Here is a 12837-nt window from a genome sequence, read left to right as displayed (position 1 = left end):
GGTCTATTCCATGGTAAAGGAATGGTCGGCGAAACCTTCGGTTTCGGTGGGGTAGTGGGTCACGATCAGGCAGGTGGTGCCCCCTTCGGTAAGGAGTTGCTTTAATTCGGGGATCAGGCCTCCCTTCAGGTGGCGGTCCAGGGCCGAGAAGGGCTCGTCCATCAGCAGCAGGCCGGGGCGGGTGGACAGCGCCCGCAGGATGGCCAGCCGCTGCTGCTGGCCGCCGGAGAGCTGCCGGGGCCGGTGATGGGCAAAGGTTTCCATCCGGCCCAGGCGCAACAGCCGCTGTACATAGCCGTTATCCCGGGTGCCGTAGTGCAGGTGCTGCTCCACCGTCATGTTGGGGAATAGGGCATAATCCTGGAACACGAAGCCCACCCGCCGCTGCTGGGGCGGCAGGCTGATGCGGGCGGCCGTATCCAGCCAGGTTTCCCCTTGCACCCGGATAAGGCCCTGTTCGGGCTGCACCAGCCCCGCCAGGATTTTCAAAAAAGTGGATTTGCCCGACCCGGAAGGGCCGAAGATACCGGTCACCTGCCCGGTGGCGATGGTGGTTTTTACCCGCAATTGGTCGGCCCCGCTGTAGGTGCGCAGGCGTTTCGTAATATCGATCTCGATCATTCCAGGGGACTTTTAGCGGCCCGCCGGTTTAGGGCGAACACGGCGATCACGATCACAAAGGTGAAGGCAAACAACAACAGCGAATACTGGCCGGCCAGTGCATAATCCATTCCTTCCACGGCGTCGTAAATGGCGATGGAGGCTACCCGGGTCACCCCGGGAATATTGCCGCCGATCATCAGCACCACGCCGAATTCGCCCAGCGTATGGGCGAAGGTGAGGATGCAGGCCGTGAGCAGGGGATAGCGGATGTTGGGCAGCAGCACCCGGAAAAAGGTTTCCCGCCGGGATTTTCCCATGGTATAGGATGCTTCGGAAAGCGAAGGCGGCAGGTGGGCGAAGGCCGACTTTACCGGGCTGACCATAAAGGGAAGGCTGTACAGGAGGGACGCCACCACCAGGCCCTCGAAGGAAAACACCAGCTGCAGGTCCAGCGCCTCCCGGAGCCACCGGCCCGGGGCGTTCTGCGGGCTGAAGGCCAGCAGAAGGTAAAAGCCCAGCACCGAGGGCGGAAGTACCAGCGGCAGGGTGATGAGGGCTTCGATCACCAGTTTTACCCACGTGCCCCGGCCCGCCAGCCAGTAGGCCACGGGCACCCCCGTCACCAGCAGGATGGCGGTGGTGACCAGGGACAGTTTCATGCTTAGCCAGACAGGGCTCCAATCCATAGCGTTCGGTTATGAAGGCAGGCGGTAGCCATAGTGAAGCAATAGTTTTTGCGCCGGCGCCGACAACAGGTAGTTATAAAACTTCAGCGCCTGCCGGTAGCGCTCCTTTTGGGCGTGCTTGAGCACCAGCATGCCCTGCCGGATCGGGTCATAGGCTTTTGCTTCCACTCGTGCCCAGTGTAATTTTCCTTTGGAGGCATATTCGTGGATCAGCGATTCGGTGGTGAAGCCCAGGGGGACCACACCCGTGGTGATGTACGTATTTACCTGGGCGATGCTTTCGCCATAGACCAGCCTGGTTTTTATTTTCTCCCAGATGCCGTATTGCTGCAATGCCTGCCGGGCCGCTTTGCCATAAGGCGCCAGGTCGGGGTTGGCCAGGGCGATTTTGTTCGTACTTGTTTGCAGCAGCAGGCCACGCCAGTTTTTCAGGTCGGCAGCCGACGCGCTGCAGACGATCAGGCTGCCTTGTGCATATTCCTTAGGGGAGGTGGCGCCAAAGCCTTCTTTATACAGCTGGGCCGGGAAATCCATATCGGCCGACAGGAAAAAATCGTAGGGGGCGCCGTTTTTGATCTGGGCGGCAAACTTGCCCGACGAGCCGATGATGGCCTCGGTTTCGATGCCGGTCCGCTTTTTAAAATCGGCCTGCAGCTCCTTTATTACGAACTGGGCGTTGGCGGCAACGGCCAGGCGCAGGGGCTGGGCGTTCACCGCCAGGGAAACCAGCAAGGCGAGAAAGGCAATGATCCTTTTCATGATGTTACAATTTGGATGCGCATTGGCGGCGGAAAGCTACCACCTTCCGGCTAAACCGGGACTTGCCGGGCAGAAAAAAAAGCCAGGGACGTTTGCCCCTGGCCTGCCGCATAAAAAAGATGGCAAGAAAGTCTCCTTTACCGTTTAATGGGATTCGGCATACCGTTTAAAATTGTCGAGGATCGACTGCCAGCCTGCCTGCTGCATGTCTGCCGGGTGGGTGGTCTCGGCATCAAAGGTTTCCTCCACATAAGTTTCCTGCCCGTTGGCGGTAAACGAAACGGTTACCGTTCTGCCGTCGCCCATGGTGTAGGCAATGCGTTCGTTGGGGAGGACCTCGTCGTACACGCCGCCGAAGTCGAAGCCGAAGCTGCCGTCCTTCGCTTCCATGCGGGACGAAAAGGCGCCGCCGGTGCGCAGGTCGTTTTCGGCCTTGGTGGTATGCCAGTCCTCGGAAGCGCTGTTCCAGCGGAGGATGTGTTCGGGTGTGGTCCAGAATTCCCAGACTTTTGCTACCGGGGCCTGGATGGTGGCGGCTACCGTGATCTGTGTTTTTTCTGCCGTTGTCATTTTTAGAGGGTTAATGGGGTTTGGTGAAAGTTCGAATTTAACGGAATCATCCCTTCACTTTTTTCCACCAATCCTTTATTTTCTTTTTCAGTCCCTTGTCCTCCTTTTTCTTTTCGGCTCCCAGCAAAAAGCCGAAGGGCTGCAGGGGCGGCACCCGGTCGCAGACAATTTTGACGATGCCGGCCAGGGGGATCGCGAGGATCATGCCCGGGATGCCCCACAGTAGTTCGCCCGCCACCAGCGCCAGGATGGTAAACAGGGGATTGAGGTTTACTTCGGCGCCCACGATCAGCGGTTCGAGGATGTAGGTCTGGAGAAACTGCACCAGCCCGTAGGTTACCAGGATGCCCACGACCAGGTTGGTGCCGCCGCCCTGCACCAGCGACATAGCCAGGGTAAGGGCGGTGCCGGTGATGTTGCCCACAAAGGGCACGATCTCCAGCAGGCCGCAGAGGATGGCAAAGAACACGGCGCTCTTGACCCCGGCAATGGAAAAGCCGATGCCGTAGAGCACCCACAGCAGGCCGATCATGGCCGACAGGCCGCCCAGGTATTTTTGCGCCACCTGCTGGCTGTTGTGGACGATGTCCAGGGCCGTGGTCCGCTGGTCGGCCGGCACCAGCCGCAGGATAAATTGTTTTAAATGCCCGCGGAAAAAAAGAAACAGGAACAGGTACACCAGCACCAAGATGGTGTTGGTGAGCAGGCCGCCCAGCCCGGCGAGGAAGCCCGAGATGAAGCCGCTGGTCTTTCCGGCCGAGGACGCCTGCTGCTCCTTCAGCATCTGCTGCTGCTTTTCGGGCGGGATCCCCATTTTTTCCGAGATAAATGTGCGGAGCTGCTGGTACTTGGCGCCCGCCTGCTCTTTCAGTTGCCCGGCATCGCCGGCCAGGTCGGAAACCTGCCAGCCCAGGAGCCAGAAGACGCCGGCAAAAAAGCCCACCAGCAGCAGCACCGCTGCCAGGGCCGCCACGGCCTTGTGGGCGCCCTTACCCTCCAGCCACCGGGCCACGGGCACCAGCAGCATGGCCAGCAGCGCCGCAAAGGTCAGGGGCACCAGGAAGGGTTTGGCATATACGAGAATGACCACAATGGCAATCAGGATCAGCAGGACCAGGGCTGCCTTCAATAATTTTTGGATCTGCATGTAAGCTGTACAGAAACAATTGTACCACCACCGGAATGCTCCCCATTAAGCTGCAAAAAGCCTTCGTTCGTCGTTTCGCGTTACAAACTGCAGTGCTTTGCCTTATTTTTAGCGGACGGCAGGTTCTGCCCGCCCCGGAAAAAATGAATTTATGGAGAAACTGACCTTCTTTTCGCCTGCGGAAAAGGCGCCGGCCAAACTGCTGTTTTTTGCGGCGGTGGTGCTGCTGTGCGGCCTGTCGGGCCTTTTTATCAAAAGGACCCGCGACCTGAACCAGGCAGAAAAATGGGTCACCCAGTCGCATGTGGTGCGGCTGAACCTGGCCGAAACCCTCTCCAAGCTTAAAGAGGCCGAGGCCGACCAGCGGGGCTTCCTGCTGTCGCAGGACGCTTCCTTTCTGCAGCAATACAACAGCAGCAAAAGGCGGTTTTACAGCCACCTCGACCACCTGCGCGCCCTGGTGGGCGACAACCCGGGGCAGGTGGCCAATGTGGACTCGCTGCGCCGGCTGGTGAGCCGGCGCCTGCAATTGCTCGAAGGCATGCTGGCTCGCCACCAGGACGGGCTGATCAGTCCAGGCGAACCCTACCGGGGCTTCCTGCTGGGAAAAGAGGTCATGGAAGCCATCAAAGTACAGCTGGGGCGCATGGATGCCCTGGAAGCCCGGCTCCTCGACGACCGCACCGCCCTCAGCAGCCGCTACAAGGCCTCCCTGCCGCTCTATGCCGGCCTGCTGTCGGCGCTGGCCCTGGCCCTCCTGGGCTTTGTGTTCTACCGCCTCATGCAACAGCTCCGCCTCTCCAAAAAATATTTGTCCCACAGCCGCCAGGCCGAAGAAGAAGCCCGCCGCAACTACCTGCTGCTGGAGCGGGCCGAAAAGCTGGGCACCATCGGTTCCTGGAAATGGAATACCGTTTCCAATAAAGTGGATTGGTCGAAAAACCTGCTTACCCTTGCCGGCCTGGAAGCCCCGCCGGGCCAGCCCTCCCTGGCGCCCTTCCTGGAGCTGGTACACCCCGGCGACCGCGGGCGGGTAGCCGCCCTGCTGCAGGAACAGCGGGAGGCCGACGCGGTCTTTTCCACCCGCTTCCGCCTGGTACGCCCCGACGGCGCCCTTCGCCACCTCAAATCCAACGGCCGCCTGATCCGCAACGAGGAGGGCCAGCCCATCCTGCTGGCAACGGTGCAGGACGTGACCGAAGAATACCTGCTGGAACAGAAGGCCCGCCAGCGGGCCAACTTCATGGAGCTGATGCTGCAGAACAACGTGGACATGATCGCCGCCTACGACACCGAGCTGCGGGTGACCCACTGGAACAGGGCCTGCGAAAAAATGTACGGCTTTACCCAGGAAGACGTGCTGGGGAAAAAGATCACCGACCTGCTGCCCGGCCTGCTCGACGATGAAAAGCTGCACCTGATGGAGGCGGCCCTGCAGGGAAAGGAAACCCTCTGCAAGGAGATCTCCTTCTTCCACAACCGCCGGACCGCCGAGATCTGGTTTATCCCCCTGAAAAACGGTGAGGACGAGGTGGAAGGCCTCCTCGTGCTCGTTCATGATATCACCCAGATCAAGGAAGCCATGGGCCAGCTCAAGGAAAACAACATCCGCTTTGAGCAGGCCGAACAGGCCGGCCGCCTGGGGTCGTTCCGCTGGGATACGCAAAGCGACGCCTTCAGCTTTTCGCAAAACCTCTACCGCATCTTCGGCGTCGAGCCGGGCTCGGTCAGCCCCTGTGCCGACTGGTTCCACCGGCAGGTGCATCCCGATGACCGGGAGACCTTCCTGGACTACCGCCGCCAGACCCGGGAAGGGGGGGACGTGTCCCCGCTGCACCTGCGCATCCTCCGGCCCGACGGCTCCGTACGCTACATCCGGGGCTTTCAAACCTTTGGCGAAAAAGAGGTGGTGTTCGGCAGCATCCAGGATTGCACCGAAGAGGAACTGCTGAAGCAGGACCTGCAGCGCCGCAACGAGCTGATCGAAACCCTGCTCGACAACAGCACCGATACCATCTTTGCCGTGGACGGCGAGCAGCGCATCACCACCTGGAACAAACCCTGCGCCGAGCGGCTGGGACTGGAAAAGGCCGACGTGCTGGGCAAAAAGCTGCCGGACCTCCTTCCCTCCATGCTGAAGGACGGCTGCATCGGGCTGGTAGAGGCGGGGCTGAACGGCACCGCCACCCTGAAGCACGAATGTGCCGGTGCCGGCGGCCGGGTGGAGGAGTTCAACTTCATTCCCCTGAAAGACAGCCGGGAGCAGGTGAAAGGCCTGCTGGTGATGGGACACGACATTACCGAGCGCATCCAGGCCGCCAAAAAGCTGGAAAAGGCCAATATGGACCTGCACCTGCGCAATAAGGCCCTCCAGGAGGCTTATGCCTTCAACCGCCATATCAGCGAGCTGGCGCCCATCTCGATCTACGTATTCGACCTGATGCGGGGCTCCCATGTCTTTGCCAACAAAAGCCTGCTCGACACCCATGGCTTCAGCGAAAAGGAGCTCCAGGAAATGGGGCCGGGCATCATGCAGCACCTCCTGCACCCCGACGACATTGCCCGGGAGCAGGAAAACCACGAACGCCTGAAAACCGCCGTCGACGGCACCGTTCTGGAAACCGAATTCCGCCTGCGCAACCGCGAAGGGCACTACCGACACCTGTATGCGCGCCAGGCCATCTTCCGGCGCAATGCCAAAGGCGAACCCGAACAGATCATCGGCATGGCCCTGGACATCACCGCCCTGAAAGCCGCGGAGAAAGAGCTGAAGGAAAAAAATATCGAGCTGCAACAGACCAACGAGGAGCTGGCGTCCTTCAACTTCATCGCTTCCCACGACCTGCAGGAACCCCTGCGCAAGATCCAGACGTTCAGCAATATGCTGGAGGCGAGCGAGCCGGCGCTCAGTGAGGAGGGCCGCAGCAAGATCCAAAAGATCCTGACCGCCGCCGCCCGCATGCGGGCCCTGATCCACGACCTGCTGTCGTATTCGAAGGTGGACATGGCACGCGAAGAGCAGGCGCCGGTAGACCTGAACGAGGTGCTGGAGCAGGCCCAGTTTTCCCTGAAGGCCTCCCTGGACGAAAAGGGCGCTACCGTGGTGGCCGACCGCCTGCCAAGGGTGCGGGGCGTGGAGTTCCAGATGCGCCAGCTGTTTGAAAACATTATCGGCAACGCGGTCAAGTACAGCCGGCCCGAAGCGCCGCCGGTGGTGACGATATCGGCCCGTGAAGTGCCCGCCCGCCTGGCCGGCACCGGTAGTCTACGCCTGGGCGACAGCTGCCTGCACCTGCAGTTTTGCGACAACGGCATCGGCTTCGAGCAGGAGTACGCGGGCAAGATCTTCGAACTGTTCCAGCGCCTGCACAACCGCAGCGAATACCCGGGCACGGGCCTGGGCCTCGCCATCTGCAAAAAGATCGTCCAGAACCACGGCGGCTATATCGAGGCTACCGGCAAGCCCGGCGAGGGCGCCGTATTCGATGTGTTCCTGCCGGTGGGGTAGCCTCACCCCCGGGCCCTCGTTGTTTTTTAATTCCGGGTGCCCTATCTTGGACCGGAAAAGGACAAAACAACCGGGGCCGGCGGGCAGCGAATAGCCCGGCGGTAAATAGGGCCCGCTGAAAAAGTCGGGCAGGCTCCGGGCGGATTTATTTGGATATTTGCGGCTGGAAATGAAATTGGACACAACTAATACACCTGTTTATGGAAACTACTGACAACGCTGCAAACGAGCCTTATGCCCTGGGGGTGAATATCGGGGGCGCGCATATTACGGCAGCAGTAGTGGATATGGAAACCGAGAACCTCCTGCCCGGAACCATGGAGAGCGCTCCTGTGGACGCCCAGGGACCGGCAGCGGAAATTCTGCAAAGCTGGTACGACCTCATTGAAAAAGTGCGCGCGAAAAGTCCCGTGCCCCTCAACAGCCTGGGGATGGCGCTGCCCGGACCCTTCAATTACCAGGAGGGCGTGTCGCTGATCCGCCACATGAAAAAATACGATTCCCTTTTCGGCCTCAACATCAAGGAATACCTGGCGGAAAAGCTCCGGATCGACAAGGACAACATCCGCCTGCGGAACAATGCCGAAGCCTTCCTGGCCGGGGAAATGATCCATGGGGCCGCCCGTTCCTACAAGGACGTTATCGGCGTGGCCCTGGGCGCCGGCCTGGGCTCCGCCCGCAGCCGTAACGGCCTGGCAGAGGATGTCAACCGCGGTTCCTCGCTTTTTCCCGAAGGCATAGCCGAGGACTACCTGTCCTCCCGCTGGTTTTTACGACGCTACCACGAGCTGAGCGGTGAAGAGGTGAGGAGCGTCAACGAGCTACTCGACAAAGGCGAGGACCACAAGGTGGTGCACCAGATGCTGGTGGAGTTCAGCAATAACCTGGCGTTCTTCCTGGGGGGCTTTATCCAGGCCGAAAAGCCCCAGGCGGTGATCATCGGCGGCACCAACATCCGGCTGTACGACCTCGTCTATCCCCTTTTGAGCAAACTGCTGGAGCGCCACCTGGAACGGGTGGAGATCCGCAAGGCGATGCTGGGAGAGGGCGCCGTGGTCATCGGTGCGGTCAGCTACTGGATCAAGCTCAACCGCCTGCGCACCGGCCGCCAGCCCAGGCATACGCCCCGGGAAGGATGATGCTATTTCGGATGTCGGATGTCGGAACCCTTGTTGGCTGTAAGACTCCTTCTCCTTTCAAGGCTTCCGAAATCCGACATCCGAAATCCCAATTCCGTAAATAGAACCTCTTGGATAGGAGAACCTTTATCTGGCAGGGTTCCCTGGCGGCGGCCGGCCTGGCTTTCCGCACCCGGGTGCCCGCAACCCCCGCCACAGCGGAGGCATCGCTCTATGCGCTGTTTCAACACCCGCCGGCTGCCTACCGCCCCTTTGTCCGCTGGTGGTGGAACGGCAACCGGGTGGAATGCGACGAGCTGGCCCGCGAACTCCGCCTGCTCCAACAAGCCGGCATCGGCGGAGTGGAGATCAACCCGGTCAAATTCCCTGCAAATACCCCCGACCTGGGGATCAAAGCGATTCCCTGGCTGAGTCCCGGCTGGATGGACCTGGTGCGGTTTGCCTGTACCGAAGCCCGGCAGCTGGGACTGGCCTGCGACCTCATCGTGGGCTCGGGCTGGCCCTTTGGCGGGGAGTTCCTGGCAGAAAACGAACGGGCGCAGGGGGTGGTCGTCGGCACCAAAAAGCTCCAGGGCCCCCTCGACTACGAGGTGTCGGTCTACGAGCTGTGCCGGGAAGCGGACCCCACCATCAGTTCTCCCTTCCCGGGCCGGAAAATGGACGTCCTGTCCGTTTTGCTGGTGCCCGCCTGGATCAACCGCCTCGAAGAGGCGACCGACCTGTCGGCCCAGGTGCCGTCCGGCACTATAAAATGCCGCATTCCCGAAGGAAAATATGTGCTGTATGCCCTGGTGCGGGTACAGGGATTTATGGAAGTGATCCAGGGCGCCCCCGGCGCCGCCGGTCCCGTGCTGGATCACTACAACGAAGCGGCCGTGCGCAAATACCTCGACCGCATGTCCGGGACCCTGACCGCCCGGCTCGGGCCCCTGTCCCAACATTTTCGTTCCTTGTTTACCGACAGCCTCGAGCTGGAGGGCGCCAACTGGTGCGCCGACCTGGCCGCCGAATTCCGCCGCCGCCGGGGCTACGACCTCGAGCCCTGGCTGCCCTTTATCCTGTTTCGCATCACGGCCATGGGCAATACCTGGGTGTACGACCATGGGGCGGAGTTCGGTCCGGCTTTTGGGGAAAGGATCCGCCGCATGCGCTATGATTTCGAGCGGACGAAGGCGGAGCTGATCCACGAGCGCTTCCTGCTTCCGTTTGTCCGCTGGTGCCGCCAAAACGGGCTGCTGGCGCGCATGCAGGCCTACGGCCGGGGATATTTCCCGCTGGAGGGCAGCCTGGCGCCCGACATTCCCGAAGGCGAAACCTGGATCCGGCCCGGCCTGGGGGCGGAGATGAGCGAAGACGACTACCGCCAGGGGCGGGCCTACACCATGGTCAACAAGTTGGTGTCTTCCGCCGCCCGGCTGGAGGGCAAAAAGCGGGTCAGCAGCGAAGAGCTGACGAACATCCATTCGGTCTTTAACGAAACCCTGGAGCTGATGAAGGTCGCCGGCGACCAGGGCATTCTTTCCGGCACCAACCACCCGGTTTTTCACGGCTTCAACTATGCGCCGCCCCAGGCGCCTTTTCCCGGCTGGGTGCTCTACGGCACCTACCTGAGCGAGCGCAATCCGTGGTGGCCCTATTTCCCTTTGTTTACCGCTTACCGGTCCCGCCTCTCGGCCGTGCTGCAGCAGGCGGAGCCCTTTGCCGACATGGCGGTGCTGCCCGCCACGGCCGACCTGTGGAGCCGCTACGGCGCCCAGAACGACCCCTTTCCCGGCCTGATGGACCCGCCCTGGCAAACCCTGGTGTGGGAGGCGATCCACCGCAACGGCAGCGCCTGCGACTTTATCTCGGAAGGCGTGATCGCTCAGTCGGTTATCCGTGACGGTTATTTGCGATACGGTCCCCGCCGCTACCATACGGTCTTCCTGCTGCAGGTGGAAAGCCTGGAGCCTGCCGCCGCCGCCCGGCTGGCGGAGTTGGTGGCCGCCGGGGGGCGGGTGTGCTGCATCGGGGCTTTTCCCGACAAGGCGCCCGGCTGGAGCAACCACCTGCAGCGCGACGGGGAGGTAGTGGAGGCCGTGGCCCGGATGCAGGCCATTCCCCGCCGCTGCCTGTTGCTGCCGCCGCCGGGCAAAGACGTGACCGCCTGGTACAAAGGCGTGCAGGAGCAGCACGGCCTGGCACCCTATGTGCGCCTCGACGCGCCCGACCCCTTTGTGTCCCAGGCCCGCTACCGGGTGGGCGCCACGGAGTTGCTGCTTTTTATGAATTCATCTACCCGGGAGGGCCGCCACCTGGTAATCACCCCCGAGCCCGAAATGATCGCGGGAAAGCAGGCCTGGCTATGGGACCCCGAGACGGGTACCCGGGGACGCCTGCCGCCCGACGCTTCTTCCTTTACCCTGGACCTGGGACCGGCCGAGCTGAAGCTGCTGGTTTTTGATAAGGAAAGAAGAGGACCGCTCTACCGGCCCGTACCCAAAGGGGGGGCGCAGGCGATCCAGCCATTGCTACCCTGGTCGGTAACGGGGCGGCATACGAATGGTACGGTAATCAGCGGGGCGTTTGCCGAACTGAAAGACCTCAAAGAAGTGGAGGAGTGGACCCGGTTTGCCGGGACGGTTACCTACCGGGCCTCCTTCGAGCTGCCGGCGGAGGGCCGGCAAGAATGGCTGAACCTGGGCCGGGTGTTCGGGGTTTCGGAAGTGTGGGTCAACGGGCAGCCGGCCGGAACGAAGTGGTACGGCCACCGGATCTTCGACGTGAAAAAAATGCTGCGGCCCGGGCAGAATTTTTTGGAAATAAAGATCGTGACCACCCTGGGCAATTACCTCAAAAGCCTCACCGGCGACCCGGTGGCCCGGTTCTGGACCAACGAGGGCCGCGCGGTGCAGCCCCTTCAGTCGCAGGGGCTGGTAGGACCGGTAACGATTTATTAACCTAAAATCTTTCCTGTGCCGCTACTCCGCCTTGTGTTCCTCTTCCTGTTTTGCCAGGCCTCCTTTGGCGCCCGCGCAAAGGATTACCCGGCCTCCCTGTTCGGCATTCATTCCGACGGGCGCACCCTGAATACCCGCTCTATTCAATTCGCCATCGACTACATCCACGGGCAGGGCGGTGGCCGGCTGGTGTTTGATGTGGGCCGCTTCCTCACCGGCTCGCTGCACCTGAAAAGCAACGTTACCCTGCACCTGCTGGAAGGGGCGGTGCTGCTGGGGGCGACCAATCCCTTCGATTACGACCGCAAAGGCTATACGGCCCTGGTGCTGGCCCACGACCAGGAAAACATCGCCATCACCGGCAAGGGCGTGATCGACGGGCAGGGGCGGGAAGTGGCGCGCCAGACGGTGGCCCTGGTACACAAAGGCCTGGTGAAGGACCTGTTTCGCAACGACCGGCCCGAGGTGGAGATCCGGCCCATGCTGGTGTACTTCCGCTCCTGCCGCCGGGCGCTGGTGCGGGGCGTGACCCTGCGGAACGCCGCCGCCTGGGTGCAGACCTACGACCAGTGCCGCAACCTGAGGGTGGACAGCATCACCGTCGACAGCCGGGCCTTTTGGAACAACGACGGCATCGACCTGGTGGACTGCGATTCGGTGGCGGTGACCCATGCCTATATCAACAGCGCCGACGACGGTATCTGCCTGAAGTCGCACGACCCCGCGCGCCTTTGCCGCAACATCCTCATCCGCGACTGCACCCTCCGCTCCAGCGCCAACGCCATCAAATTGGGCACCGCCTCGCTGGGCGGTTTCCAAAGCATCCGCATTCGTAACATCCGGGTGTACGATACCTACCGGTCGGCCCTGGCCCTGGAAGCGGTGGACGGGGGCTTTATCGAGGACGTAACGGCCGACAGCCTGCAGGTGGTGAACACCGGCAACCTGCTGTTTTTGCGCATAGGCGAAAGGGTAAGTGGCAGAAAAGGAAGGCTGGAACGCATACGGGTGCGCCATGTACAGGCGGAGATAGCGGCCGGCAAGCCCGATGCCGGGTACGAATACGAAGGGCCGGTTGAAGACATGCCCCGGAATATTTCCCCGGCGGTGATCCTGGCGGGACTGCCGGGTGCGCCCATCCGCGACATCGTCCTGGAACAGATCGATATCCAACATCCCGGCGGGGGCGATCCCTTCTTTGCCCGGGCGGCGCCCGGCACCAGGGACAGCGTGGTGGAACGGGCGGCGGCCTACCCCGAATTCTCCATGTTCCGCGAGCTGCCGGCATGGGCGGTCTATATGCGGCATGCCCGGGAGGTGCGGTGCGTAAAGCTCTCCCTGGATTGCGAAAAGAAAGATTACCGGCCGGCGGTGGTGGTGGAGGAGGTGCAGGGGGTGCAGTTCACGGGTACGGCGGTGCAGCAGCCGGGGAAGAAAAAAGAACTCTACCAGCAGCGTTCTTCGGGTGTGCTTTTCCGGTAGCCGG

10 protein-coding genes are annotated in these 12837 nt (G+C 61.7%); 5 read left to right on the top strand and 5 right to left on the bottom strand.

Annotation, left to right across the window (positions count from 1 at the left end; all coding sequences use genetic code 11):
- Positions 1-3: 3 nt before the first annotated feature.
- From V9K67_RS04245 to modA, 3 genes are read right to left on the bottom strand one after another with little or no spacing between them, the layout of a single operon-like run.
- A complete protein-coding gene (locus V9K67_RS04245) occupies positions 4-621 on the bottom strand; it encodes an ATP-binding cassette domain-containing protein (protein ID WP_336720328.1) in 618 nt (205 codons plus the stop codon).
- On the bottom strand, positions 618-1289 hold the full coding sequence (gene modB / locus V9K67_RS04240) for a molybdate ABC transporter permease subunit (protein ID WP_336720327.1): 672 nt from the start codon (positions 1287-1289) through the stop codon (positions 618-620). Before modB ends, V9K67_RS04245 begins: the two co-directional genes overlap by 4 nt.
- Before the next feature lie 9 nt (positions 1290-1298).
- Complete coding sequence (modA, locus tag V9K67_RS04235) at positions 1299-2048, bottom strand: molybdate ABC transporter substrate-binding protein (RefSeq protein WP_336720326.1); 750 nt, start codon at positions 2046-2048, stop codon at positions 1299-1301.
- On the opposite strand from modA, the gene V9K67_RS04230 reads away from it, so the two are divergent.
- Positions 2047-2196: a hypothetical protein gene (locus V9K67_RS04230; protein ID WP_336720325.1), complete on the top strand. Its 150-nt coding sequence runs from the start codon at positions 2047-2049 to the stop codon at positions 2194-2196. The genes modA and V9K67_RS04230 overlap by 2 nt on opposite strands.
- On the opposite strand, the gene V9K67_RS04225 is transcribed toward V9K67_RS04230, so the two are convergent.
- On the bottom strand, positions 2193-2618 hold the full coding sequence (locus tag V9K67_RS04225; protein ID WP_336720323.1) for an SRPBCC family protein: 426 nt from the start codon (positions 2616-2618) through the stop codon (positions 2193-2195). The genes V9K67_RS04230 and V9K67_RS04225 overlap by 4 nt on opposite strands.
- Before the next feature lie 46 nt (positions 2619-2664).
- Positions 2665-3765, bottom strand: coding sequence for an AI-2E family transporter (locus V9K67_RS04220; RefSeq protein WP_336720322.1), 1101 nt, complete (start codon positions 3763-3765; stop codon positions 2665-2667).
- Between the two features lie 151 nt (positions 3766-3916).
- Between V9K67_RS04220 and V9K67_RS04215 the strand changes: the two genes are divergently transcribed.
- From V9K67_RS04215 to V9K67_RS04200, 4 genes are all read left to right on the top strand, one after another.
- On the top strand, positions 3917-7273 hold the full coding sequence (locus V9K67_RS04215) for a PAS domain S-box protein (RefSeq protein WP_336720321.1): 3357 nt from the start codon (positions 3917-3919) through the stop codon (positions 7271-7273).
- 200 nt (positions 7274-7473) lie between these two features.
- Entirely contained in the window at positions 7474-8412 is a 939-nt protein-coding gene (locus V9K67_RS04210; protein WP_336720320.1) for an ROK family protein, read from the top strand.
- Positions 8413-8522: 110 nt separating this feature from the next.
- A complete protein-coding gene (locus V9K67_RS04205) occupies positions 8523-11351 on the top strand; it encodes a glycosyl hydrolase (RefSeq protein ID WP_336720318.1) in 2829 nt (942 codons plus the stop codon).
- A 15-nt stretch (positions 11352-11366) separates the two neighbouring features.
- Positions 11367-12833, top strand: a complete 1467-nt coding sequence (locus tag V9K67_RS04200; protein ID WP_336720316.1) for a glycoside hydrolase family 28 protein — start codon at positions 11367-11369, stop codon at positions 12831-12833.
- The last annotated feature ends 4 nt before the right edge of the window (positions 12834-12837 follow it).

It is taken from the genome of Huijunlia imazamoxiresistens (genome assembly GCF_037132455.1).
In the GTDB taxonomy this organism is placed as follows: domain Bacteria; phylum Bacteroidota; class Bacteroidia; order Chitinophagales; family Chitinophagaceae; genus Flavisolibacter; species Flavisolibacter imazamoxiresistens.
The sequence above is the reverse complement of the archived record's forward strand: the minus strand, read 5'-3'. Positions and strand labels throughout refer to the sequence as shown.